Annotated in this window: 23 protein-coding genes and 1 pseudogene; 10 read left to right on the forward strand and 14 right to left on the reverse strand. The window is 52.0% G+C overall.

Translation table 11 applies throughout. The features are described 5' to 3' along the window. Positions 1 to 678 precede the first annotated feature (678 nt). The 3 genes from DPRO_RS09110 to DPRO_RS09120 are packed head-to-tail and all read right to left on the reverse strand — an operon-like array spanning position 679 to position 3,703. Positions 679 to 1,812 carry an ABC transporter permease gene (locus tag DPRO_RS09110; RefSeq protein ID WP_097011761.1) on the reverse strand — a complete coding sequence of 378 codons (1,134 nt, stop codon included), beginning with the start codon at positions 1,810 to 1,812 and terminating at the stop codon, positions 679 to 681. Continuing rightward, positions 1,809 to 2,741 carry an ABC transporter ATP-binding protein gene (locus tag DPRO_RS09115; protein ID WP_232005760.1) on the reverse strand — a complete coding sequence of 311 codons (933 nt, stop codon included), beginning with the start codon at positions 2,739 to 2,741 and terminating at the stop codon, positions 1,809 to 1,811. The genes DPRO_RS09110 and DPRO_RS09115 overlap by 4 nt, the downstream gene beginning before the upstream one ends. An 8-nt stretch (positions 2,742 to 2,749) precedes the next feature. Continuing rightward, positions 2,750 to 3,703 (reverse strand): HlyD family secretion protein, encoded by a 954-nt coding sequence (locus DPRO_RS09120; protein ID WP_232005761.1) that lies wholly within the window; start codon positions 3,701 to 3,703, stop codon positions 2,750 to 2,752. 229 nt (positions 3,704 to 3,932) lie between these two features. On the opposite strand from DPRO_RS09120, the gene DPRO_RS09125 reads away from it, so the two are divergent. Beyond that, complete coding sequence (locus tag DPRO_RS09125; RefSeq protein WP_157917410.1) at positions 3,933 to 4,706, forward strand: substrate-binding periplasmic protein; 774 nt, start codon at positions 3,933 to 3,935, stop codon at positions 4,704 to 4,706. Here the strand turns inward: DPRO_RS09125 and DPRO_RS09130 are convergent, their stop codons facing one another. Both DPRO_RS09130 and DPRO_RS09135 read right to left on the reverse strand, forming a co-directional pair. Beyond that, on the reverse strand, positions 4,707 to 5,615 hold the full coding sequence (locus DPRO_RS09130; protein WP_232005762.1) for a mechanosensitive ion channel family protein: 909 nt from the start codon (positions 5,613 to 5,615) through the stop codon (positions 4,707 to 4,709). 155 nt (positions 5,616 to 5,770) lie between these two features. Next, positions 5,771 to 6,598 (reverse strand): mechanosensitive ion channel family protein, encoded by an 828-nt coding sequence (locus tag DPRO_RS09135; RefSeq protein WP_097011764.1) that lies wholly within the window; start codon positions 6,596 to 6,598, stop codon positions 5,771 to 5,773. 93 nt (positions 6,599 to 6,691) lie between these two features. Between DPRO_RS09135 and corA the strand changes: the two genes are divergently transcribed. Further along, on the forward strand, positions 6,692 to 7,744 hold the full coding sequence (gene corA, locus DPRO_RS09140; RefSeq protein ID WP_097013699.1) for a magnesium/cobalt transporter CorA: 1,053 nt from the start codon (positions 6,692 to 6,694) through the stop codon (positions 7,742 to 7,744). 63 nt (positions 7,745 to 7,807) lie between these two features. On the opposite strand, the gene DPRO_RS20315 is transcribed toward corA, so the two are convergent. From DPRO_RS20315 to DPRO_RS09150, 3 genes are all read right to left on the reverse strand, one after another. Further along, complete coding sequence (locus DPRO_RS20315) at positions 7,808 to 7,966, reverse strand: hypothetical protein (RefSeq protein WP_173806776.1); 159 nt, start codon at positions 7,964 to 7,966, stop codon at positions 7,808 to 7,810. An 81-nt stretch (positions 7,967 to 8,047) separates the two neighbouring features. Beyond that, positions 8,048 to 8,821, reverse strand: coding sequence for an ABC transporter substrate-binding protein (locus tag DPRO_RS09145; RefSeq protein ID WP_157917411.1), 774 nt, complete (start codon positions 8,819 to 8,821; stop codon positions 8,048 to 8,050). Between the two features lie 229 nt (positions 8,822 to 9,050). Continuing rightward, positions 9,051 to 9,698, reverse strand: coding sequence for an OmpA family protein (locus tag DPRO_RS09150; RefSeq protein WP_097011766.1), 648 nt, complete (start codon positions 9,696 to 9,698; stop codon positions 9,051 to 9,053). A 311-nt stretch (positions 9,699 to 10,009) separates the two neighbouring features. On the opposite strand from DPRO_RS09150, the gene DPRO_RS09155 reads away from it, so the two are divergent. Further along, complete coding sequence (locus tag DPRO_RS09155) at positions 10,010 to 10,570, forward strand: BON domain-containing protein (RefSeq protein WP_097011767.1); 561 nt, start codon at positions 10,010 to 10,012, stop codon at positions 10,568 to 10,570. A 604-nt stretch (positions 10,571 to 11,174) separates the two neighbouring features. Continuing rightward, complete coding sequence (locus tag DPRO_RS09165) at positions 11,175 to 11,762, forward strand: P-loop NTPase fold protein (protein WP_097011769.1); 588 nt, start codon at positions 11,175 to 11,177, stop codon at positions 11,760 to 11,762. Here the strand turns inward: DPRO_RS09165 and DPRO_RS09170 are convergent. The 6 genes from DPRO_RS09170 to DPRO_RS09195 form a co-directional block, all read right to left on the reverse strand. Continuing rightward, positions 11,725 to 12,792: an IS5 family transposase gene (locus DPRO_RS09170; protein ID WP_097010253.1), complete on the reverse strand. Its 1,068-nt coding sequence runs from the start codon at positions 12,790 to 12,792 to the stop codon at positions 11,725 to 11,727. The genes DPRO_RS09165 and DPRO_RS09170 overlap by 38 nt on opposite strands. A 14-nt stretch (positions 12,793 to 12,806) precedes the next feature. Beyond that, positions 12,807 to 13,121 (reverse strand): hypothetical protein, encoded by a 315-nt coding sequence (locus DPRO_RS09175; RefSeq protein WP_097011770.1) that lies wholly within the window; start codon positions 13,119 to 13,121, stop codon positions 12,807 to 12,809. Further along, a complete protein-coding gene (locus DPRO_RS09180) occupies positions 13,118 to 14,239 on the reverse strand; it encodes a HesA/MoeB/ThiF family protein (RefSeq protein WP_097011771.1) in 1,122 nt (373 codons plus the stop codon). Before DPRO_RS09180 ends, DPRO_RS09175 begins: the two co-directional genes overlap by 4 nt. Next, positions 14,236 to 15,240: a ThiF family adenylyltransferase gene (locus DPRO_RS09185; protein WP_157917412.1), complete on the reverse strand. Its 1,005-nt coding sequence runs from the start codon at positions 15,238 to 15,240 to the stop codon at positions 14,236 to 14,238. The genes DPRO_RS09180 and DPRO_RS09185 overlap by 4 nt, the downstream gene beginning before the upstream one ends. A gap of 134 nt (positions 15,241 to 15,374) precedes the next feature. Next, positions 15,375 to 15,587, reverse strand: a complete 213-nt coding sequence (locus DPRO_RS09190) for a hypothetical protein (protein ID WP_197706505.1) — start codon at positions 15,585 to 15,587, stop codon at positions 15,375 to 15,377. Between the two features lie 131 nt (positions 15,588 to 15,718). Then, positions 15,719 to 16,450: a hypothetical protein gene (locus DPRO_RS09195; RefSeq protein WP_097011773.1), complete on the reverse strand. Its 732-nt coding sequence runs from the start codon at positions 16,448 to 16,450 to the stop codon at positions 15,719 to 15,721. 158 nt (positions 16,451 to 16,608) lie between these two features. Between DPRO_RS09195 and DPRO_RS20475 the strand changes: the two genes are divergently transcribed. The 6 genes and pseudogenes from DPRO_RS20475 to hydF form a co-directional block, all read left to right on the forward strand. Further along, on the forward strand, positions 16,609 to 20,307 hold the full coding sequence (locus DPRO_RS20475) for a DUF4011 domain-containing protein (RefSeq protein ID WP_232005763.1): 3,699 nt from the start codon (positions 16,609 to 16,611) through the stop codon (positions 20,305 to 20,307). A 168-nt stretch (positions 20,308 to 20,475) separates the two neighbouring features. Beyond that, positions 20,476 to 22,512 (forward strand): DUF3320 domain-containing protein, encoded by a 2,037-nt coding sequence (locus DPRO_RS20480; protein WP_232005764.1) that lies wholly within the window; start codon positions 20,476 to 20,478, stop codon positions 22,510 to 22,512. 28 nt (positions 22,513 to 22,540) lie between these two features. Continuing rightward, positions 22,541 to 22,807 carry a DUF4236 domain-containing protein gene (locus DPRO_RS20735; RefSeq protein WP_097011774.1) on the forward strand — a complete coding sequence of 89 codons (267 nt, stop codon included), beginning with the start codon at positions 22,541 to 22,543 and terminating at the stop codon, positions 22,805 to 22,807. Then, a protein-coding gene (locus tag DPRO_RS09210; protein ID WP_097010290.1) for an IS5 family transposase occupies positions 22,767 to 23,520 on the forward strand; the annotation gives its coding sequence in 2 pieces (ribosomal slippage) (positions 22,767 to 23,104 and positions 23,103 to 23,520; 756 coding nt in all). The genes DPRO_RS20735 and DPRO_RS09210 overlap by 41 nt, the downstream gene beginning before the upstream one ends. 393 nt (positions 23,521 to 23,913) lie before the next feature. Then, on the forward strand, positions 23,914 to 25,128 hold the full coding sequence (locus DPRO_RS09215) for an ISL3 family transposase (RefSeq protein WP_097010316.1): 1,215 nt from the start codon (positions 23,914 to 23,916) through the stop codon (positions 25,126 to 25,128). After that, positions 25,035 to 25,916: pseudogene (gene hydF / locus DPRO_RS09220) on the forward strand ([FeFe] hydrogenase H-cluster maturation GTPase HydF); the annotation flags it as partial. The gene DPRO_RS09215 and the pseudogene hydF, both read left to right, overlap by 94 nt. Positions 25,917 to 25,946: the final 30 nt, after the last annotated feature.

The raw sequence follows: 25,946 nt of genomic DNA on the forward strand, positions 1-25,946 counted from the left end.
ACACCTCAACAAACTGAATATTCGTACATCCATACAGAGCAGGGAGCTAAATTCAATTATATATTCATTAAACCATCCATACCTTTATATCTAGATTATCGCCAAGATAATAACCCATTTCCAATCATCAGTGACAATCTGCATGTCATTTCCGTCCACACTCAGTGTGATTTCTTGGTTTCTGAAAAGAAAGTGAAACCGATAAACAAATTGTCATTCGACAATAGGTGTAAAAGTATGCATACTGGCTATAGTTTGTAGCCGGTGTGAAACCACGTGCAAAGGTTCACCATTTCACACACCTGCTAGAAACAGCTATTTTAAGGATGCATAATGCACTAATATTTCCAAAGAGAAACAAGGAAAGCTCGATGGACTCGGGAGAATCACCATTCATCTGCCAAAAATGCGGTGAAAACCTATTGCTCAAAGGGGTAACCTGTCAGGGGTGTACTGCCCTTCTGTGCCCGCAGTGCGATTGCGCCCTTTCGGTAGACCATTACTGCTACTGCTCTGATTGTGGCAATATGGTCGCCAATGAGTTTGCGGCCTTCCATTCGATTCACCCCGATACCGACTAGTATCACTCGCCTCGCCCCGCCTCCTCCAATCACATTTCATCAGCAGAAATGATGAACAATCCAACATTAACGCGTCAGACTGCGATTCTATCCCGAATTAATCAAGAGTCCGCCGGTATCGCTTCAATCCCACCAACACGATAAGCAGCCAGAACACGGCTATAGGCCATACATGATGAAGGGACTCTGCAATGCCGTTCCCCTTCAGTAGAATCCCCCTGATAAGTCGGAGATAGTGTGTCAGCGGCAGGACAGACCCCAGTGTTTGCGCCCACTCGGGCATACCTCTGAAGGGAAACATGAAGCCGGACAGCAACAGCGATGGAAGGAAGAAGAACATGGACATCTGCACGGCCTGCAACTGATTCCTGACTATGGTGGAAACCGTGACACCAACCGACAGATTGGCCGCGATAAAAACGAGAGAAAGGGCAAAAACCAACAGGACACTGCCGTGCATGGGTACCCCGAACAGGAACCATGCAGCGCCCACGATGAGGGCTATCTGAATATATCCTACCAGAATATATGGAACGATTTTTCCCAGCATGACCTCAAGGGGACGAACCGGTGTAGAAAGAAGGTGCTCCATTGTCCCGCGTTCCGACTCACGAGTAATGGCAAGGGAGGTTATCATGACCAGCGTCATGGTCAGGATGACACCCATGAGTCCCGGTACAATATTATACTGTGTTTCGGCTTCAGGGTTGTAGTCGTTGTGAATACGGATATCCACCGGCATGCCTGCTGTATTGAGATTGGCATAGGGGCCATCCAGTTCACGGACCAGGGCGCGTCGGACAATCTCCGGAAATGAACCGGCGGCATTTCCCGTTGCCATGGGATCGGTGGCATCTGCCTCCAACAACAGTACCGGTCTGTCTCCGCGTAAGAGAGATCGCCCGAACTGCTCCGGGAACGTGACAACAAACTGGACCTCTCCTTCCCGCAACAGCCGCTTGGCCTCGCTCCGGCTTTCCACATGGTGGGTGATCGAAAAAAATGTACTGGCCTGCATCGCTGCGGTGATGGATCGGGAATACGGGGAATTGTCGCCGGAAAGAACGGCCGTGGGAAGATTTCTGGGGTCAGAGTTGATAGCGTATCCAAAAAGTATCAACTGAATCAGCGGAATACCTATCATCATGGCAAAGGTAAGGCGATCCCGCCGCATCTGTACGAATTCCTTGCTGACCATTGCGCTGAATCGCCGGAAAGAAAACAGTTTCATTTGAGCGCTCCCCGGCTTTGCTGCATGAGATCGATGAACACTTCTTCGAGAGAGGTATCTATCTGCCGCCAGTCATACGTATCCCGGTACGGACCAATGCTCCGCTCAAGTGCCTCATGGTCCCGCCCGCTCACATGAAGGGTGTTGCCGAAGGCGACCACCTGATCCACACCGGCAAGGGGCTTCATCTCTTCGGACAATGCGTGCAGTCCTTCGGAACCGCCGCCAGGCGAGACTTTCCAGGTAGCCAAAGCCGAATCCCTGATCATGGCATCAGCCGTCCCCGAAGCCAGCAATTTACCATAGGCAATGTAGGCGAGCCGGTGACACCGTTCGGCTTCGTCCATGTAATGCGTGCTGATGAGCGCCGTCACCCCTTGCGATGCCAACAGATGCACCTGGTCCCAAAAATCGCGCCGTGCTCCCGGGTCCACACCGGCCGTGGGCTCATCGAGCAACAGCAATCGCGGGGAGTGCAACGTGCTGACTCCCAGCGACAAGCGCTGTTTCCAACCACCCGAAAGGCTTCCGGCCAGTTGCTTTGCAAACGGCCCAAGGCCCATGCGCTCAATACATTCATCGACTTTTTTCGAGGCATCCTTCAATCCGAAAACACGGGCAGTGAACTCGATGTTTTCCCTGACAGTGAGATCTTCATACAGGCTGAATTTCTGGGTCATGTACCCCACATGCGGTTTGATGAGGGCCGACTCCTTGACCACATCATATCCCAGACACGTACCAGAGCCGCCGTCCGGTTTGAGCAAGCCGCACAACATGCGAATGGAAGTGGTTTTCCCTGACCCATTCGGCCCAAGAAAACCAAAGATTTCACCGCGACGGATACGCATGTCCAAGCCGTTCACCACTGTCTTCTTGCCAAAAACTTTAGTGAGTCCCTGAACGTCGATGATGGTATCTTCAGTCACTGGGCAACTCACTCTTGGTCTGAGAGTTCAGGAATGGAGACATCCACCGGCTGTCCCGGATGCAGAAGTCGGGCCTGCTCCAGAGATGGACGTCCCTTGACCATGAACACCAGCTTGGCCCTGCTCTCGCTTGAGTAGATAACCGGCGGTGTATACTCTGCCTCGGGCGAGACATAAGAGACCGTGATTTCCACCGGACGATCTATGCCGTCGAAAAATACTTCCGCCTTTTGCCCCTGACGAATGCGGGCGACTTTCGTCTGTGGGACATAGAACCGGACCTCGACCTGACTCGGCGGCAGGAGGGAGACTACGGGACTGCCGGTCGAGACCCACTCGCCTTCGCGGTACATGGTATCGAAAACCAGGGCATCTACTGGAGCCGAACATTTTTTCTGGTCAAAACTCCACAAAGCCTGCTCCAGCTTGGCTGAGGCCTGACGAACTGCGGCCATGGCAGCCTGAACCTCGTCACTGCGCGCACCCAGTCTGGCCGTTTCCAACTCGGCCCGGATTTCCTTCACCCGCTGCCGTTTCTGATCGTAATCAGTCTCGGCCCGGTCCAGTTCTTCCTGGGAAATAGTCTGCTCTGCAATGAGCCGTTGACGACGCTGGAATTCCACTTTGGCCAGATTGGACGAAGCAGTGGCCTGTCGCAACCGGGCGAGTATGGATGCTATCTCGGAAGGGCGCTGCCCTTTTTCCAGATTGGCGAGATTATCCTGCGCCTGCTGCAACCCATGTTCTGCTTCGGACACAACGGCACGTTCCAGTTCCCGCTCCAAAGTGAACAGAGGACTGCCAGCCGCCACAACCTGCCCTCTCTCGACCGACAACGACATCAACGTCCCGCCAACAGGAGAAGAAACGTGTACATATTCGCCTTCCACATACCCCTGGAAGACTCCCGATTCCTGTTCTGTGCACCCCACAAGAAGTAGCGCCAAGAACAAAAGGGACATGCTATATACACAAATCGACGATGTGTTCTGATGATTCTTCATTGTTGTTAGGTACGCCTTGATTTCACAAATTACAACTGCTCGAAATAGTTATTTTACAATAACTTTACGCCCCCTCTCTTCCAGCGAAAAAAACCATTTGTATCGAGTAAAAACGAAAAACATGACCCAAGCGCTTTTTTGAGGTATGTTGGAAGCACGTTTCGACTCAGATCACGGGGAGGCTTTCATGCGGACTGTCCTGGCCATTATAGCCATACTGCTAAGCGTTACTTATGCGCTGGCCGAAGAACCGTTCCATCTGAGCACAGATGCAAACTTCCCTCCTTATAGTGAACTGATCAATGACGAAGTTCAGGGAATTGATATTGATATCATCCGCGAGGCAGCCACACGTGCCGGAATCAATGTTGTCATTGAAGCCTACCCGTGGAAGCGGGCCATGATGATGTTGAGCAATGGGGAGACAGACGGTACGTTTTCCGTCTTCCGCAATGAGGAACGAGAAGCCTATGCCCTGTTCTCCAGCAACCCGGTTCATATCAGCGACCTGGCTGTTTTCATGAACCGATCATCCCTCAAGAACTACAACCAGTTGGATGACTTGTTCGGCCAAACCGTATTCATTGCAGCGGGTTTTTCCATCAGTGATGCATTTGACGAGGCTGTGAAGACAAACAGGATCAGGCCAACGTACGCTCGAGACACAGAGGACGGCCTGTCACGGCTGTTGGAATCCCCGAATGGATATCTGATCAGCAACAGGGTTTCCGTGCTGTACTATGCGCGTAAAAGAGGGGTTCTGGACCAAATCAGAAGCAGTCCGCTTCTGGTTCGGGCCAACAGGGGCGCCTACCTTGCAATTCCTCGCTCAAGGGAAGTGACTCCGGCATTGCAAAATATGCTTGAACGCCTCGACAAGGAACTCGGCAGGATGTGGGCCGACGGCACGATTGAGGCCATCATCACCCCCTACATCACGACGACGTCACCCACCCCCTGATCAAACAGGCGAAGAAGACAGCTTTCCTTTCAGGTCAACGTAGGAGGTGTGGGCAGGTATGCCCCGCTCGCGAAGCATCTTTATGAGGCTGATAGCCATATCGCTTTTCAGGTTCCACGCCTCGGCCGGAGATTCCGCCCAAGCTGCAAGCCAGCAGACAACACTCTCTTTTTCCATACGCATGACCCAGAACTGTGCCGGTTCCTGATTGATGCGGTACTCGCTGGTCTCGGCTACTTCCAGCGCCACTTCCATCACCTCATCGAGGTCCGCATCGTAGGAAACATGAAATTCCAGGTAGGCCCACAGCAGGGAGTCATTGAGCGTCAGGTTGACGAACTCCTTGTTGAGCATTCGACTGTTGGGGATGACATACCGTTTCCAGTCCCAGGTTTTGATCTTTGTATGGGTAATGGAAATATCCTCGACAGTCCCATACTGCTGATCCATGGAGAGGGTATCACCGACGCGCAGTTGTTTTGAGAAGCTGATGACGATGCCGGAGATCATGTTCTCGACAAGAGGTCGCGCAGCAATACCAACGACCGCAGTGGTAATGGCGATCAGAATCGAAAGCATGGTGCTTGGAATGCTGCCAATGAAGGGTGCGGTTATGGCAAACAACCAGATGAAGAGAATGCAGAAGAACAGTGTACGCTGAATGATGGTGAATCGGGTTTTGACCCCTTTCACTATTTTCTTTTTCTCTTGTCGTTCCTCAGATGCGGTCAGAACATCCGTCGGCATGGCCGCCATGGTTTCCGGATCGTGGAACATGTTTTTTATGCGGTCAACACGCTGACTTTTCAAGGAAGAAACGCGGTGATAGAGCCACCAAAAAGCGAACAGAGCGACAGCGGAAATGCCGATGACATAAAAAATCAGGTCCAAGTCCATACCAATATTCATAGTGTACCCTTTGGCTACTATACTGTCACCGAAACGGCGCCAACTGTCCGTACTCTTTCGGACAACGCCCAGCCTATCCTTCCTGCGTTGGTCAAAACGGGGACCACTGTATCGAAATCATTACACATTGTCAGCGCATGATTGACGATTATTTTCTATGCGATTGTATCGGCCAACTGGATAATGCCTTCCTCGTGACAACGAAGGAAACGCACAGTGATATAGTCTTCACTCTCGCGTATGAGGCGTGAACGGCAGATGTATCGAACGGTCAGAAGAATATTTCCTGATTCGACACCTATATACACCTTGGGGCGGAGAGTGGTAAAATACACGTTTTTCTGCTCAAACGTGGCCTTTACCCGCTCAAGATCGACACGGCTGCTTTCGAGGTACTCTTCAACGATTGCCAGCAGGCGTTCCCTGCCCTTTTCCCAGTCGGACTTGCGCGTCACCAGGAATTTTACCTCGTTCCAGACGTAACCAGACCCGCGCGTGGCATTGATGATAGGCACCGTCATGACAAGGGAGTTGGGTATTTTGATGAGCCTTCCGGTGCTGTGCCCGGTGGAAGCGGCACTCCCCGACTCAAGGAGCGTGAAATAAAACAATCCCTTATCAATCACATCTCCAGTGTGATCGTTCATCTGCACCCTGTCGCCAATGGCAAACAGTTCACGCCAGAAAATGACAAACGAACCAAGGAAATTCAGAATCATCTCTTTGGAAACAATGGTCAGGGCAGCCGCGACAATGGTCAAGGCCGTCAACATCGGCCCGATCCCTTCCAGCCAGATGATGATCATGGAAACGCCGAAAAGGAAAAAACCGGTATATTTGATGATGAAAGGCGCTTCGGAAGTCCGCTTTCCCCTTTTACGGGTAAGCAGCATGGCCACTCGACTGAGCAAGAAAACGATCACCACGACGATGACGCTCTTCAACGCTTTAACAAAATATGGATTAGCCAGTAGTTCTTGCATGGTCACTCCGGAGATTCTTGCGTGGACAAGATGATATCATCAATATATTTTGATTTTGAATCAAGAAGTTATTCCAAAATACGGAAGGTAGCCATGTTCGACTTTCTACAATGGACAGGTTTCAAACGGGACGTTCCTCCGGGAACATTGATATATGCTGGAGAGGAAAAAAACTTTTCTCCAAGTATATCCGGCTATGCCTATGATGAGCAGGGTATGGTGGAACTGTCGATAGAAAATACGGAAGATATCGAGACCCAGCCAGGACGAACGCTCTTTATCCACGTGCAGGGCGTGCATAAACCGGCCTTGATCAAGGAGTTCGGACACGCATTCCAGTTCCCTCCCCTTGCACTGGAGGATGTCATGAATACCGGCCAGCGCCCCAAGCAGGACTGGCTGGATGACGAAACCGGTTTTATCGTGGTCAAGAACGTGAGTATCGAAGACGATGAACTTCACAATGAGCAGGTAAGCCTGTTCTGGCGTGATGATTTTGTCATTGTCTTTTCGGAAAATCAGACAGACATGTTCGATGGCATTCTCAGCCGTATACGCAAAGGCAAAGGACGCATCCGCAAAGGCGGCACCACCTATCTGGTGACAGCCATTCTTGATGCCATAGTCGACAAGCATCTTTCAGCACTTGGTAAACTCGGAGAGGCTGCCGAGCGACTCGAAGCCGACCTTCTGGAAAAGACAACCGACGACCTGCTCAACCAGTTGTACCGAATCAAACGCGAAACCATTCTGCTCCGCAACACACTCGTCCCCGTGCAGGACATCTTCAAAAAGTTATTGGCGGAAGAATCGGAAACAAACGAGATAACTCTGGCGTATCTCCGAGATGTCGCAGACCATCATATGCAGGCCGTAGAAGGCACTGTGGCCCTGCATGACATACTCAAATCCATGATCGACTATCAGATTTCGCTGATCGGCATCCGTACCAACAGCGTGATGCAGTTTCTCACCATCATAGCGACCATATTCATTCCACTGACCTTCATAGCCGGCATATATGGCATGAACTTCCAATACATGCCCGAGTTGCAATGGCGATACGGCTACTTCATCTGCATAGCGGTCATGGCAGTGCTCGGAATTTCCATGTTCATTTATTTCATCAGGAAAAAGATGTTGTAACGATAAAAAAAAGACCTGCCGAGTGGCAGGTCTTGCGATTGCGATGCGATTGTATGCTGTTCATTAATTGAACATTTTCTTGGCTGCATCAGTTGCTTCTTCAGCAGCTTCATCAATTTGTTTGCCAGCCTTTTCCATGGGGCCTTCTTCCTGACAACCAAAAGCAGGAAGCATCATGGCCAACAGGCAGGAAACTACCAATATTTTTTTCCAGAATTTCATCTAATCATCCTTCAATTTCTTACAGCTATTAATGATATACTACTACAAATCAACGATCAGGGCCACCATGTATCGTAAAAATCAAAAAGCTTCAAAGTCGGGATATTTGTACCCCCACTTATCGTAGATGGGCTTGAGCTCCCCTCGTTTGTGAAGGGTGTATATGCCTTTAGCATACACTTCCTGCAGGCGCTTGCCCCGAGCAGAAGTATTGAACAAAGGGAAGTAAGAGCGACTGCCCACCTTGTTGATAGCGTACTCTTCTGGCTGAAATGATATTGTACTACTCTTCATGGACTGCCTGATGAGCGTCATGTCATCAACGTAAAAATCCGACCGATCCCAGACAATTATCTTCAATGCCTGCTCCCCTGTCTGAACATCCTTCACAGTCACGGGGACATTAAAATTCTCATGATCGTAATACGTGGCCTGACTCAGCACTTCCCTGTCCCGCAGCGTTTCCACGCCACGCCAGGGACCAATGCGTTCTTTTTTGTAAAAGACATAAAAATCGTTCTGGTACATGGGGTATCGCCCCATAACCAGGGAAGGATACGGCTTGTCATCACACATCATGATGTCGGCCTGATTGTCGGCAACCAACTTTTCCGACCGGCCGGATTTCGAGTACAGGTGTTCAACGGTTATCCCGTGGAGGGAAAACACTTTTTGCATTATTTCATGGTAGAGACCGGTGCCATCCCGATTGGTGAACGTATCCCAGGAGGGACTGGTGGTGACGACCTTCTTGATATTTACATCATGCGCATGGGCTGAGGCGCCAAACAAAAGAACAAACCCACATAGAATACTTAAAGTCAGCCTGTTCGCTAACAAGAATATAATCTTCATATATCCGCCTGCATCGGATTCTTTTAATACGTATCATCCCTATAGTTGCATGCAGCTCAAAAAACAAGCAGTTGTTTTCCTACTTTACAACACTTTGACACTGCATGGCTTTTTGCCACCTACCAAAGTGTTCCATCTATTGACCTAGAGAGCGCCATCAGCAACCAATTAGCTAAACACAAAAAGCCACCTACTGTTGTAGGTGGCTTTGCTTATACTGATGTGTTCATCATCCATTTCGTATTGGAAGAATAATGATCTCCACACGCCTGTTCATGGAATCCGACGAGGAGATGGGGCGCGACTCGCCATATCCGACGGCAGTAATCCTCTGAGGCATCACCCCATTACGAATAAGCTCGGCCTTGACGGCCTCCGCCCTTCTTTCGGAAAGACGCTGATTGTATTCGGCCGATCCTTGTGTGTCGGTGTGCCCGGCTACTTCCATGATGGTGTGGGGATACTTGTTCAGGATCTCCGAGATTCTCCGCAATTCCATGACCGCCGCAGGCTTGAGATCACTTTTGTCAAAATCGAAGTAGGCCTCGCCCTTGAAGGTGGCGCGCAGTATATCTTCTTCCCTTCTGATGCTTGCGGCTTCAGAAGCAGCAAGTGCCTGTCGGAGTTCCTGCTCCTGCCTATCCATATATTGACCGATCTGGTTACCGGCGAGTCCGCCTATGAGCGCACCGATTCCGGCTCCGATCAGTGTAGACTGCGTATTTTTCCCGATGGCCTGCCCAAGAACAGCGCCTGTTGCCGCTCCTGCCCCGGCGCCATATGCCGTGCCTCGTTCCTCATTCGTTTGCAGATTGGCACAGCCAACAAGTCCCAAACAAAAACATGCGACAAGAAAACACACGAATACTCTTTTCATACAAGTTGATCCTTTTTTACCGCCATTCAAAACCAAACTGCCTGCATAGTCACAAACAGATAGTACCATTGAATGTATACACCCTATCACATTCCCGGTGATGTATAAAACCGTTTACTTCGCCTTTGGTCGCTTCCACAAGCTATGGCAATTCACTTCAGGGACCGCATCATTGTTCATGGACGTATTGACGCACTGCAATCCGCCATCTACAGTTTAATTTGGAATCCATGCTTTTAAAACAGTGCAGGCAGAAATCAATCGAAAACTCATTTGCTTTTGGCATATGCATTTTCAACCAGGAGGACAGCATGTCTCGATTCGTAAGCAAAGTGTTGTTGATGACCCTATTGGCCATGGTAATGGCTGGATGTGGGACAATCTACAAAGCCGCAATGGATGAGAGGAGCCTGAGCCAGCAAACCGCAGATGCCAATATTTCCGGCACCATCATGAAACGGTATCTTGATGACGACGACATGTCCGTGTTGAGCATTGAGCCATATACATTCATCGGGCATGTCTACCTTGTGGGCGAGTACGAAACCTCTGTCCAACGCTCCAAAGCGGTTTCAATAGCCAAAAGCGTGGAAGGCGTAACAGGGATCACTACACACCTTATGCCTGCCAAGGAAGACCCAACCTGTGGAACCTCCGACAGCCTGGGCATTCTCGCCAACATCAAGAAAGCGCTGATCAGCGACGACGAGATATGGTCGACCAATGTTGAGGTTAAGGTTGTCCAATGCAACGTCGTACTGCTTGGCCTTGTCGGCTCCCAGGCACAGATAAGCAAGTCCATTGTTCACGCCAAGTCCGTGAAGGGAGTCCGCTCAGTCAAATCCTACTTACGTGTCGCCCGTAAGCCCTAAGCGATACGCCTGCCGAAAAACCACATCAATGAGTCTCGTTGCCAATGATTCCAACAGGACAGGATATGAAAAGACACGAATTACAAGAATTAATGAAGCCCTTTGTCGGGCCTCCCAAAAAGGACAGCAAACCACCCTTCCCCAAGGAGTTTTACGGCACTTCTCTCCCGAACAACTCCCAAAGGCTCTCGCGAAGGGAGTGCGATGCGGACGAGGACAAGCAAACACGGTACCACAAGAACGATACGTAGGACTGTTCCTTTAACGTAAACATGGCATGCAATGAATGCTGTGCTTGAGATCAAGTCTTTCGGATTAGGGACTACAATTAAAGGCGTCAGGGTAACTTCTCTGACGCCTTTGTTTTTTGATGGTGTCACGGCGCGAAGGAAGTTCTTGAGCATGAATGGTTCCCTTGACCAGACGCAAATCAGTAGAAGTGGTTTTTATAACTCTAGAGAAACAGCATTGTTCAATCCCCGCTACTCTGACTGAAGCTCTCTCAAGTTTTGATTCTATATAGATTAGTAGACACAAATGCAAAGTGCTGTTAATTTGCACTAGAATTCTATTGCATTAGACCACAAAAAACTAAGGAGACAAGATGTCTGAAGCACCATTAAAGGTTATTATCTCTGACAAAGAAGAGATCAAACGATCTGAGACTCTTGATATATTCATCCCATTCGTCAAAGGATTATCCCATTCATTTGTCATTGCCCTCAACTCGCCTTGGGGGACAGGCAAAACAACTTTTGTCAATCAGTGCATCTCAGAGCTAGGCGAAGATTACCCTTCAATCTATTACAATGCTTGGAAGGCAGATTACAGCAAAGACCCATTTATAGATTTCTGTGCTGAGATCATAGACCTCGAAGATAGCGATTCAACAACATCTTCAGACGAGAAACAGAACTTACTCAGCCACGCCAAAAGAATTGGTAAAAACATTTGGGACAAAAAGGCTGACATATCCTTATCTCTAATTTCAAAAATCGGCACTAAAGAGAGACCTCTGCGCATCCCCTTTTCGCGTCCGTGCCTTGCGCTCCGCACCCAATTTGATGTTCTGACCGCACCCCAGCTTGGGCTCATTCCCGGCCTTTTCCTGCCATTTCTGGCCGAAATGCCGGATTTTGGACGCACCTCTCCCTTCAGGCTCGCGCCAGTCGAACAGCTTTTTTCAAATTGAACGCCATGGCGAGGATGTGGAACTCTCCCTCCACCTTCTCACGACCCACGTATCGGGACCGAAAGAATGCGTAGCCACGTTTGAGTGTGCCGAAGGCCCGCTCGACTATTTGCCGAATGCTGCTGATGTCACGGTTGCGGGTCTTTTCGAAGTCTGTCAGCCTGCCGCCACGAGGCGTCTTGTCCATGGTTCCGTCCTCCAAATCGCGATCAAACAGAATGTCCCGGTTCTTCCCGCTGCAATAGCCCTTGTCCGCATAAACCCGTGCGCCGGGATCAAGGCCGACGCCATTCACGAGCCGCTCGAATTCGCCCGTGTCCGAATGGTTCGCGGGAGTGATGTGACCACAGAGCAGAAACCCGTCTCGACTGTCCGTCGCGGCATGGAGCTTGTAGCCGTAATAGGCCCGATTTCTCTTGCGGAGCCAGGCCGCCTCCTCGTCATCCGAATAGCTGACCCGGCAGTCCACCGGCCCATCCTGTTCTTCGGCGTCCTCGGAACGGTCCTCAGGCATCACGTCGATAACCTTGCGCGGCCGCCGCTGCGACTCGACTACCGAGGCGTCCACCACGGCTCCCTCACGGACAAGAAGCCCTTGTCCTTCAAGCTGGCGGTTAAGCATGTCGAGCAAGGAGTCCAGCACCTTCAGGCGGATCAAACCGTTACGGAAACGGCATATGGTGGTCTCGTCCGGCACGTCGTCCTCGATGGAAAAACCGGTAAATCTGACAAAGGAGAGCCGGTCGAGCAGCGCCTGCTCCACGCCCGGATCACTCAGGTTGTACCAACGCTGCAAGAGCAGAATCTTGAACATCGCCAGAGGCGGATAGGCGGGATTGCCCACGGCGTTGGCCTTGCGCCTGATCTTCTTGCACAGAAAGGCGTTGATGGGCTGCCAGTCGATGAGTTCGTTGATCTCATCCAGAAATGTGGTCTTGGTTCTGCGGTGCCCCAGGAAGTAATCACCCAACCGAGGTCCTTTCTGCCGAATAGCCATGCCTTCCTCCTTTGGATGGAGAAATAATAGCATAATAAATCAAATAGTTAAAGAGTAAAAGTGTGGGGTTTGCCGTGCAGAGGTCTCGAAATATATGATCCAACACCGATGGCACCTACAACCAAAGCAAGCATCCCTGTAACCGTAGTCACAAAATCTCTATATAACCCAAAAGAGTCTTTTGCAGTATCAGCCATCACTGGCGCAACAGGTGCAATCCCAATTATTTCATGCAAAATGCTGCAAGATTGTCCGCGCAAAGTAACCATAAGAAGGTATACGAATCCCAATACAGAGAGGGCGGCTATCACCCAGCCTAAAAATCTCACGATCGCAACGATACAATTCCATATAAATCTCACGATAGGTTCCTCCCGCTGCAATATGGACACTCATCCCACACGCAATACTCTTCCAGCACCAACTTCTTCGTAAAAAAATTGAATTCGCCGCGTTTGCCGATCATGGTCGGCTTCAGGTTCGGCAGCCCCAGCAACAGCTTCAGACACTCGTTGGCCACAAAAGATGCGGAGATCGCCGCAAGCGGGGCCAGGTTGCCGAGGTTGCGGTGCTCCTTGACGATGCGCTCCGCACCTTCGATCTCAGCCACCTTAAGCTGGTCCATGCCGTGCGAGATGCAGTGGAAGCACGGCGTCTTGCCGGGGATGATCGTCGGCCCCACCAGGCTGAGGTGCATGTTGTAGCCGCCGGCAATGATGTAGGGCAGATCGAGCGCAAAGGCCGCCTCATTGATGATCGCCGAGGTGTGGCCCACCGAAGGAAAATCCGCGCAGTTGATCAGGACCGTCTGCGACCTCAAGCCGTCCTTCAACAACGCGATCAGCCGTTCCGAACTCTCCAGCTTCTCTTCAATGGCCCGGACCGTGTAATACTCCTCCCGGCGCGAGTTGAGCATCCCTTCGAGAGCCAGGGTCTTGAGGCTGCCCACATCTCCCTTGGTGAACAGGGAGCGGTTCAGGTTGTGCGGCTTCACCACGTCGTCATCGAGCAACGTGAAGTGCTTGATCCCCATCTGGGCCAGTAGGGAGACGACCCAGCTCCCCACGCCCCCGGCCCCGATCACCACCGCCTGGCTTTCCGTTAACCGCTGCCAGGCGGATTCCACATCGTAATACGGGACATAGGAACCGATGAACGTCTTCACCCTCCGGAACGGGTCGGATTCGCGGGACGCCACTACCTGCACATCTTCCAGGGCGCAACGCTCGATCAGGACGTCGAAAAGCCGCTCCAGCCCGACACACTGCCGGTCAGTGAGGGCGTAGGTTCCCGCCAGCTTGTCATACGGCAGGCTCCCATCCAGATTGGAAAGAATCCTGACGTAATCCTCATCGGCAAAGGCCAAGTTGAAACTCTGCCGGATGTCCGAGACAAAAAACTGGTACGTCCTCTCCTGCGGCATGGGCACGAACGAAACCGATGGGCGGAGGCGGAAGCGCTCCTCGCTGTAGCGGCTCATTTGCGCCCCTCCCCGCAGGACTGGCACTCCTTGTCCCTTTCGACGACGAAGGTGTCGAGGCTGTAGTCATGGAAAAGGAATTCGCCCCGCCCGCCGGGAGCCGCCTTTCGGTCTTCCGGGTTCATGAAGTAGCCCAGGATATCCAGCGCTGCCGTGGAGGCGCTGAACGTGGACAGGCCGCCCAACCCGCCGAACCAGCCTTCGCGCTCCTTGACCGGATGGGGAATGGGCTTCCAATCCTTCAGGCTCTCATGAAAAAACGTGGCGTAGCAATCCGCGCACGGCGTCACATGGGGGATCAGCAACTCGCCCAGGGAGGCGAGATGGGCATCGAACCCTCCGGCCGCCAACACGGGTATGTCATGCTGCAGGGCATACCGCGAAAGCTTGATATTGGTGTAGCCGACGTAGGGTTGATCGGTGGTGTTGACGATGAGCGAGGTTCCCCGGACCAACTCGTCGAGATCGGTGTGCGTCCTGAGGGTGGCATTGCGCAACTCGACTTGGGGTTCAAAGGCAAAATCCTCAACCAGCGCCTTAGCGGCCTCCGTCTTGGGGATGCCGACCTGTGTGGCGATCCGATACGGCGTCCGGGCAATGTCGCTCTCCTCGACATCGACATAGTCGATGAGGGTGAAACGCCTGAACCCCATCATGCTGAGTTGCTGCAGGATGCCGCTGCCCATGGCCCCCAGGCCGAAAACCGTTATCCGGGCGTCGAAAATCCGTTTTTGGACTTCATGAGCCTTCTGCGGCGACTTGAGGATATCCAGCAGGAAATACAACTGGCGCTTGTATTGTTCCACATACTCGACCGGCAACAGGTCGGTTTCGAGCGGATCGGACAAGGTCACGATTCCTTCAGTATCAAGAAAGGAGAGAAAGGCCTCGGTTTCTTCGTCCATGACCAGCCCGGAATGGCTCAGGGAATCCGTCAAGGGCTGCGGCTTGGACAATTCCTTGAGCAGGGCCGCAAAGGCGGGTTTACACTCAATGCGCAACCGCCTCCGGTTGGACAAAAAAAGGAAGAGAACTGGGCAGATCCCTTCCTTTTGAGGATAAAGAAAAACCTCCACCCCGTCTCGCAGTTCCGGGGCGGAGGCTTCCGACAGCTGTGTCATTGGGGCTTCGCCTGCTAATATTGAACCTGACCGCCCTTGACCGCCAGATACTGTTCCCAGGCCTCGGTGTTCTCCACGAAATTCGCATCCGCAGAGCAGGTCCTGGTGCAGCAATCGGAGCGGCTGCCGGAACAGGAGGCCGTGTAGGCGACGCTGTCCATGCCGTCTTCGTCGGAAACGATGGCAAACCCGAATTTTTCCATGTGGTCATCATTCTTCTTCTGCATATCGGTCCTCAATCGGTTAAATTTTCATTCCCGAGAATTCATTTTCTACAGACATTTTTTAGAGGCTGCCAACCGTTAAGTCAAGATATCTCGAAACGGATTGGGATTATGCTAACAGGCTCTCCACACAACTATTTCATGGGGTCAAAATTATTCAAATGATATGTTATGTCCTTTCCGTTATTCAATAAACACTTGCTGCCATCATACTGCACCAAAAACGAATGTTGCTTGCCGGATGCGACAACACCAGTTGCAATAAGTTTTGCGATCTCTCCACTTTGAAATACTATATAGTCGCTTCTCCACGCCCCGACGATGAGTCGCCTAGTAATAAATACATAAAATGTTGTTGAGGCATTATTCGATTTGTAGCTCTTTGCTTGGATTGTGAATTGAAACTTTCCGTGTTTGTTGCAATTTGCCGTCTTCACCTGGATATGAAAATACTTGTTTCCCTTGGATGCAACGACGTCAATTCCTTCATCAACCGTCATGATTGAAGCGTTGTACCCTCGAAACAGGAGTTCGCTTAACAACCCATACTCTCCAGCCTTACCGGTATATAAATTCGAAACCTGTGGAAATTTTTCTGATGCTGTCTTTTTCCGTTTCTGCTTTGCTTTGTACACGCCGGAGAGGTGCCCGCCTTTGCCATTGGGAACTTTGGAAATCTTGGCTTTTCTTTTGGCGCTACGAATATGATTGCTGATGGATTGGCCGACCTTCTTCCCCAAATCCTCCAAATCCAGGCCACCATAAACAGCGGGATACCTTGCGACGAGAATTTGGGCAATTTCGCGAAGGTTCAACTTCCGTTTCTCTACGGACAACACTTCGATACAATGGTCTAACCTATTCACAACGTCTCCAAGTCACGCTCAAGAAATTCCATTGCCTAGGTAAGATCGAATTAAATCTTGACCTTCAGCACCTTTTCAACCCTTTCTATAATGTGTATTGATTAACTTCAACGGAAAACGAAAATTCAAACGTATCTTGATGAGTTCGAGGCAGTGACATGAATACGGACAGCACGCTCACTTTGGTAATATTCGCAGCCGAATGCATCAATTTTGCCTCCGCGCAAAATTCGGTTCCCATCCTGCGAAGCATCCAAATCCGCAACACCTCGGATGTGCCTGTTGAGAATATCACCCTGGAGCTCACTCCTCACCCTCCGTTTTGCCGGAACAAGACTTGGACCATAGACAGAATACATGCCAATAGCGACATATCCCTCTCCGACTTGAGGTTGGAATACGACTTCGCTTTTTTCGATGGGCTCAACGAAGCTGAGCGTGGACAACTGACCTTCCGGCTTCGCCGGAACGAGGCGCCCTTGGGCGAACAGATTCTGCCCATCAGGCTTCTGGCGCGAGACGAATGGGGCGGCTTGGGCGAGATGGCCAGCATTCTCGCCGCGTTTGTCTCGCCAAACGATCCCGTTGTCGCAAAAGTTTGCAAACGGGCAAGTATACTCCTGGAAAAGGGTGGTCACAACGGAGCGCTCAACGGGTACCAGGATCAAGACCCCAAACGGGCTTACATGCTTGCTGCCGGCATATGGTCGGCCATCACCGAAAAGGCACTGAGCTATGCACAGCCTCCCGCCTCTTTTGAATCCAGAGGGCAGAAGGTCAGAGGGCCGCGGCGGATACACGACGAGGGGTTGGTCACCTGCCTCGACAGCTCGCTGCTATTTGCTGGTGCGCTTGAAGCGGCGGGGCTCAACCCTGTCATTATCTTTACCAAGGGACACGCCTTTACAGGCGTCTGGCTTGCGGACAAGACCCTGCCCTCCATTGAAGAACCGGATGTCGTCGAACTCCGCAAAGCCATCGCGGCACGGGAATTCGTGGCCTTCGAAACAACCTTGGTAACGAATCGCCCCGTAGCGGACTTCACCCAAGCGGTTCAAAACGCCAGGGTGAAACTCAACGAAAAAAACGAAGTCGACTTCGAGCGTGCCGTGGACATCCGTAGGGCTCGTTTTGCAGGTGTCACTCCCCTTGCTGCCCATCATGTTGAGGAATCATCAAAAGAAGCCGCAGAGGATGTTGCCCCTGCGGCTCTCCCGCCGGAACCGGATTTCGGCATGCTGCCGGGCGAAGTCATCGACGAAACTCCCCAGACACCTCAGGACAGAATTGACCGCTGGCAACGAAAGCTTCTCGATCTGACTCTTCGGAATCGCCTCCTCAACTTCAAGGACACCAAGCAGACCATCCCGGTCTTGTGTCCTGATCTTCCGGGACTGGAGGACATGCTGGCTGACGGGAAACGCCTTCGAGTCATTTCTTTGAAGGATGAGAACCCTGTCGGCGCGAGAGACCCGGAGCTGTATCAACAGCAATACGGAAAGGACATCCATGAAGAGTTTGCCAAGGACGCCCTGGAGCGCAAGCAACTCTGCATCGACCTTTCAGGAACCGAGATGCGCAACCGGCTGATCACGCTCTTCCGCAAGGCCAACAGCGAGCTTGCCGAAGGCGGTGCCAATACCCTGTATATGGCGGTGGGCTTCCTCAGGTGGAAGAAAACGGAAAACGACCCGACGCTGTATCGGGCCCCCATCCTCCTGCTCCCGGTTTCCCTGAAACGTCGTTCGGCGAAATCGGATTTTTATCTTGCACACCATGAGGACGACATCCGCATCAACTCGACCCTCCTTCAATTCTTGCAACGGGATTTCGGACTCAGGGTTCCGTCCTTGGAAGGAGAGCTCCCAAAAGACGAATCAGGTATCGACGTCCCTTTGGTCTTCTCGCTCATGCGCCAGGCCGTGCGGGACATCCCAGGATTCGAGGTTGTTGAGGAGGCGGCGTTTTCCACGTTTTCCTTTGCCAAGTATCTCATGTGGAAGGATCTGGTCGACCGAACCGAGGACCTGAGAAACAACCGGCTTGTCAAACATCTCATCGACTCGCCCGAAACTCCTTTTGTCCAAGCGTGTGACGGCCCCTGTCTTCCCCTGCCCAACGAGATCGATAAAAAGATCCCCCTGCATGACCTGCTCACTCCGCTTCCCGCCGACAGCTCCCAACTGGCTGCCGTTGTTGCGGCCATGAACGGGCACGACTTCGTCGTCATCGGCCCTCCCGGCACAGGAAAAAGCCAGACAATCGCCAACATGATCGCCCAGTGCCTATCCGTAGGGAAACGCGTCCTTTTTGTGGCGGAGAAATCAGCGGCGCTGGACGTGGGTTACCGCCGATTAAAGGCATACGGGCTTGGCGACGTCTGCCTTGAACTCCACTCCAATAAATCCGACAGGAAACGTGTTCTGGCCCAACTGGGAGCCGCTTGGGAACGTAGCGAGACATACGCTGCAGATTCATGGACCCGTGCAACCAGCAGACTGGAAGAGGCAAGGGACGAGCTCAACAGGTATGTGGAACAACTTCACGCACCCGGCAGCCATGGCTTCAGTGTTTTCCAAGCCATCGGCATTGTCACCGGACATCGCCCACGGTTCACTCTCACGTTCGACAATCTCAATGCGCACGATCCGGGCATGTTCGCCAGGCTTGAGGAGACCGCAATACGTGCGGACAGGATTCACACCATTGTCCACGACTGCAAGGGATTCGACAGCATCGACGCTGAGGACTGGACGTTTTCTTGGCAAAACAGCCTGATTGAACACGCCGAATCAATTTTGGCCACTATTCCCCAACTCAAGGAAACAGCCGACGCCTTGGTGCATAAGATAGGGCTACCGGACGCTGAAGAAACAAATCTTGAGCGCATAAAGCAACTCAATCGATTCCATGAAGTCTGCCGGATCGCTTCCGGGCAGGACTACAGCAAGGTCGTAGATGCGGAATTGGGCCGTCTGGAAGAAGCTGCGGCATCTCTCGACGCCGCCATCACCGTCATTCGCCAGGCCCGGTCGAACCTTACGGCCAGCTATGAAAACGCCGAACTGAAACGCATCCCCGTGGACGACATCGACCGCCAATGGCGAGAGGCAAATGCCAAAATGTGGCCATTTTCGGCCTTCGAGCGCAGACGAATCGGCAAACTTCTCCAGAGCTATGCGGCGGACGGCAAGGTGGATGTCGCTTCGGAAATAGTTCCCCTGCGGGAAATCCAAAACAACATTGAAACCATCGACCAGAGCGAGTTGGCAGGGCTTCCGGTATTTCAAAACGAAGAGACTGACCATTCCAACGTTTTGGAATACCTGAAAGGTGCTGAAGAGTTGCAACAAGCGCTTGCCGATGTTCGGCGTCATGCCTCTGATGCCCAGCGATTTGGAGCCGCATTGGACTCCCTGCTCAACCACGGGCAGCAACAACCTGACGCCGAACGCATGGCAACGGCATTTCACTCAGCGCTCAGGGAATTCAAATCGGCCAGTGAAGCCTACGCCGTCCACTCCAAGGGAAAGCTGCATATCCAGTCGATAGAGTCCCTTGAAACGGACCTGCGACATTTGATCGCCCACAAGACTCAACTTGCGGATTGGGTCCGTTGGGTGGCGGTCAGAGAGGAAGCACGAGCACTGGGTCTTGATCCATTTCTGAAGGCACTGCGAACCGGGCAAATCGAAAACGCCAAGTTGGATTTCCGGGTGGCATATTTCCATTGGTGGCTGCCTCTCGTCATAGACGCCAGTTCTGAGCTTCGCGGCTTCCGCCACTGGTCCCATGAAGATTTGATACGAGAGTTTCGAAAGAGGGACGAAGCCGTCCAAAAAATGGCCACGGACTAGGTATTGATTAAGACCGCGCATGGACTTCCCACCAGGGATAGCGTCCCTCGCCGCTCGGAGTTGGGGGCACTGAGACACCAACTAACTTTGCAACGGCCGAGCCTCTCCATCCGCAGATTGCTCGAAAGCACCCCCACCGTTTTCACCAAGCTGGCTCCGTGTATGCTTATGTCGCCGCTATCAGTGGCTCAATACCTTCCCGCTAACCAGACACAATTCGATGTGGTTATTTTCGACGAAGCCTCTCAAATCACGACATGGGATGCGGTCGGGGCTATTGCCAGGGCCGAACAATCCATCATCGTGGGCGACCCGAAACAGTTACCCCCCACCAACTTTTTCGGCCGCACCGACGACGAGGACGAGGAAGACCTCGCCGAATATGAAAAAGACCTGCCCAGTATTCTCGAAGAAGCCAGTGCGGCGGGCCTACCGGAAGTCCAGTTGAACTGGCATTATCGCAGCCGAGATGAATCGTTGATCTCGTTCTCGAACCATCACTATTATGGTGGCAGGCTCATCACCTTCCCTTCTCCCAAAACCGAGTCGGACGCCCTTGTCTTTCACAAAAACGACGGCGCGTATGCGAGAGGCACGGGCCGTACCAACATCACGGAAGCGAGAGAAATCGTCCAGTTTGCCAGGTCACGACTGGAACACTGGCTGCAACTCCCCAAGGAATCCAGACCGACCCTTGGCGTCATCACGTTCAACATCCAGCAACAGGAATTGATCCTCAACCTTTTCGACGAGGCCCGGCGTTCCAATCCGAAGCTTGAATGGTTCTTCAGCGAAAATCGGGAAGAACCGGTCATCGTCAAAAACCTGGAAAATATCCAAGGGGACGAGCGGGACATCATGTGCTTCTCCATTACCTTCGGGCGGGACAATGGGGGCAAAATGTCCATGTTCTTCGGGGCACTCAACCGAGATGGTGGAGAACGACGACTGAACGTCGCCGTGACGCGCGCCCGATCCGAAATGCATGTCTTCTCATCAATTGAGGCCGATGACATCGACACATCGCGGACCAAGGCCCTTGGCGTGGCCCATCTCAAGACCTTTCTTGACTACGCCAAGCGCGGCCCGATAGCGCTCCCGTGCGGTGCGGGTAGGGGTGATTCCGTTGGTGATGCGGAGAGTCCGTTTGAAGAAGCCGTCATGTCCGCTCTTCAGGACAAGGGCTGGGAGATACGGCCTCAAATTGGTGTTTCCGATTACCGAATCGACCTGGGCGTGGTCCATCCCGATCACGCAGGGGCCTACCTGGCGGGCGTTGAGTGTGACGGCGCAACCTACCACAGTTCCGCAAGCGCACGGGATCGAGACAAAATCCGTGAGGCGGTCCTGTGCAACCTCGGGTGGAACATCATCCGCATATGGTCAACAGACTGGTTCATGAATCCTGCGGAAGCGCTCAAACGGGTTCATACAGAACTGGAGGAGCTTCTCGAAAACTCCCGCCAAAAGGAGAAAGAAATAGAAGCCCAGGCCAAAGAACAAGCCGAGCAAAATGAAGAATGGAGAGAGGTGCCTGAAGAGCTTGTTGCGGAAACAATAAAATCGCAACCGGAAGAAGAGCATGTTTTGCAGCCTCGGACTTCAAGACAAGTCAAGCTTCCCAATGTAAGCAATGAACTTGAGCTTCCGTATTCTGATCCGGAACCACCAGATCAAAGCTCAAAATATGCCAAATCAACCGGTGTGGATGACTCGGCGGCATCAAGTAACGTCTCATCCATCGAATGGCCCGTCCAACCGGATGCGGATCGTTTCTTCGATGCCGGGTACACACCGATTCTCTGTCAACTGATCGACTATCTGGTAGAGATAGAGGGTCCCATCGAGGCCGACCGACTTGCCCGGACCATTTGCAAAGCCCATGGCTGGAAAAGGACTGGGGCCAATATCAGGCAGCAAATCGATACCTGTCTCGGAAAAAATGAACTCCGCAAGGAAGGTAAGGCGACTTTTATCTGGTCACCTGGAACTTATCAGGAAAAGGTCCCTTATAGGCCCATCGAAAGCAGAGCCGTCACAGACATCTCGCGCCACGAACTATTCGGGCTTATAGCTGACCATCCTGAACTTGTGATGAGCAAAGACCGAGTCCGGGACTTGGCGGATATCCTGGGGGTTAAGCGGCTCTCGCAGAAGGTTAATGAGTACCTCGGCAATTGCCTCTCAACGTATTTCATGCGCTAGATAAATTAGTCACAACTAGGATGATGAAATGGCATTTTATCTAAGAAAATCTGTACGGCTTGGGCCAGTAAGATTTAACTTGTCCAAGAGTGGTATTGGCGCATCGGTTGGCGTTAAAGGGTTTAGAGTAGGTGTCCGTCCCAATGGGAAAAGCTATCTACATGCAGGCAGATATGGGCTTTATTATCGTCAGGAATTAGGGCGTGTCGACAATCATTCTGAGATTTGCTATACTTCTTGGCAGGAGGTTGGCAGTGCAAAAAAGACACGCTCTACGCGACGATCAGTGGGATAAAATCAAAGAATATCTTCCAGGAAAACAAAGTGACTGCGGTGTAACTGCAAAAGATAACAGGCTATTCATTGATGCAGTCATGTGGATTGGCAAGACAGGGGCGCCTTGGCGAGATTTGCCAGAAAGCTATGGCAAGTGGTCTTCGGTCCATAAGAGATTTATCCGCTGGGCCAAGAAAGGTGTATGGCAAATGATCTTCAACACGCTTGCGGTAGACGCTGATACTGAATGGCTCATGATTGACAGCACAATAGTGCGAGCTCATCAGCATTCGGCTGGCGGAAAGGGGGCACCTCCAGCAGTCGGTGGGGAAATCTAGAGGAGGGTTTTCAACGAAAGTCCATGCTGCCACAGATGCTCTCGGATGTCCAACTAAATTCATATTAACACCTGGAAATACAGCGGATTGCAGTATGGCGATTCCGCTTATTGAAGGACAGGCTGCCGAGCATGTCCTTGCTGATAAGGGCTATGATTCAGATGAAATTGTAATGGCAATTGAAGCCATGAATGCCAATCCGGTTGTCCCTCCTCGCTCTCACAGAAAGACAAGGCGAACATATGACAAACATCTCTATAAGGAGCGAAGTGCTATAGAGTGTATGTTTGGAAATTTAAAACAGTTTCGAAGGATTGCAACACGATACGACAAGCTGGCGACGTCCTATCTTGCTTTCGTGTACGTAGGAGCAATGTGGCTGTGGCTGAAGTGATTGTCGACACACCCTAGGAGGAGGAGATTCTGCTCCTACAAATGACGCCACGCCCCCAAGGGAAACAGAAATTGTTCATTCTTCTCATCCTGATGCTGTTCAGTTTAATTCTGCAAGCTCACAGGAATTGACATCAAAATCAAGAGAGGAACTCATCTCAAACCTTGATAAGTCATACAAAGGATTCAGGTTTGACTATTTGTGTGGTGGCTTTTTCATTTTCCTGTCAATTGTTTTATTAAACAATAACAAGACGGTCGGAATTGCCACAGCGATCATAGGTACTTTGGCTACAATAGCGGTTCATCCGGCTAAAGCGTACTTTTGACAAAATGAAAGGACATGGCGTCCAACCGTTGGAAGCATCACCAACCAGCGGGAGGAGTAATCACCATGTCCACGAGTTTCATCTACCACGCGTTCGGCCTGCGAGGCTACGACTACGTTCGGCAGGATTTCATCGCAGGCAACATCATCCTGAAAGTGCAGCCCAAGGATGACTTGATTCGTTGTCCTTGCTGCCATTCCAGAAACATCATTCGCCACGGCTTTGCCGAAAGATGGGTTCAGACTGTGCCCATCGGTTTCAAGCCCGTCTGGCTGGTCATTCCCGTCCAACGGGTAGGATGTCGCAATTGCGGCGTCATTCGTTTGATCGACATTCAGATCGCCGAGTCCAGGCGCTGGTATACGAAAGCCTTTGAGCGATATGCTCTCGCCTTGGCAAAAAAGATGACGATTCAGGATGTTGCCGATCTGCTGGGCGTCGGTTGGGACACCATCAAATCAATCTTCAAGCGCTATCTGTTTCGCCGTTTCTCAAGTCCCAGCCTGGGAAAGATCAAGTATATCGCCATCGACGAAATCAGCGTCCGTAAAGGGCAAAAGTACCTCACGCTGGTCATGGACCTCGAAAGTGGCGCAGTCGTCTTTGTTGGTGAAGGACGAAGTCGAGAAACGCTTACCCCGTTTTGGGAACGTCTCAAGAAGACAAAAGCCAAGATTGCGGCTGTGGCGACGGACATGAACGCAGGCTACATCAGCGCTGTCATGGAGAACTTGCCGAATGCGGCTATCGTGTTTGACCGGTTTCATGTGGTCAAGCTGATGAACGAGAAAATCACGCAGATCCGCCGCCAGCTCTTTCGGGAACTCACCTCGCCACTTGAAAGGAAAGCGGTCAAAGGAACTCGATGGATTCTTCTGAAAAACCCCGAAAATCTGGATGAAAGCCGTGATGAAAAGGAGCGCTTGGATGAAGCGTTGCGGCTGAACAAACCTCTGGCGACAGCCTACTATCTGAAAGAGGATTTGCGGCAACTCTGGTCCCAGCCGAACAAGGCGACGGCAGAGAAAGTCATCAACGACTGGATCGCCAGAGCCGAAGCCTCGGAGATACGCCCTTTGCAGATCATGGCGAGGACGCTTGCCTCGTATCGTTTCGGCATTCTTGCCTATTACGACCATCCCATCTCATCAGGCCCAATCGAGGGAACCAACAACAAGATCAAGACGCTGAAACGACAAGCCTACGGATATCGGGATACCGAGTTCTTCAAGCTCAGGATCATGGGAATTCACGAAGCGAAGTACGCTTTAGCCGGATGAACCAGAAAAAAGGCATTCCGTACGTTGTGGTTTCGGCATCCAACGGCGTCGGCGTGGATGAACTCAAAAGGCTGATTATCGAATCGGCCCCGCCCGAGATGCGGGAGGACCCGGTACTCGCCGGAGACCTGATTCAGAAAGGCGACTGGGTTGTCTGCGTCGTGCCCATCGACCTCGCCGCGCCCAAGGGACGGCTGATTCTTCCGCAGGTTCAGGTCCTGCGTGACATTCTGGACCGGGACGCCATCGCCGTGACGGTCAAGGAGTGCGAGGTACAGGCCGCTCTGGAAAACCTCGCAAAGCCCCCAGCCCTTGTCATCACCGACTCACAGGCCATCACGAGTGTTGCCGGCGATGTCCCGGAAGGCATCCCGCTGACCACGTTCTCCACGCTCTTTGCCCGCTACAAGGGCGACCTCGGCGAGCTGGCCGCAGGAGCGGTACGCATGGACTCGCTTCAGGACGGCGACAGGGTGCTCATCTGTGAATCCTGTTCACATCATCCAGTGGCGGACGACATAGGACGGGTCAAGCTTCCCCGCTGGATGCGACAGTACACGGGCCGCGCGCTCGAGTTCGACGTCTACGCAGGACACGACTTCCCCGAAGACCTTGAGCAATACGCCCTTGCTGTTCACTGCGGGGGATGCATGACCAACCGCCGCGAGATTCTCCGCCGCATCCGGGAATGCCGCAGGCGCGGGGTCCCGGTGACGAACTATGGAATCGCGATTTCCAAGACGCAGGGAGTCCTTGAACGGGTCATGGCCCCTTTCCGGCACATGTAAAAAACATGGGCCGGGAGTTTTTCTCCCGGC

The organism is Pseudodesulfovibrio profundus (assembly GCF_900217235.1).
In the GTDB taxonomy this organism is placed as follows: domain Bacteria; phylum Desulfobacterota; class Desulfovibrionia; order Desulfovibrionales; family Desulfovibrionaceae; genus Pseudodesulfovibrio; species Pseudodesulfovibrio profundus.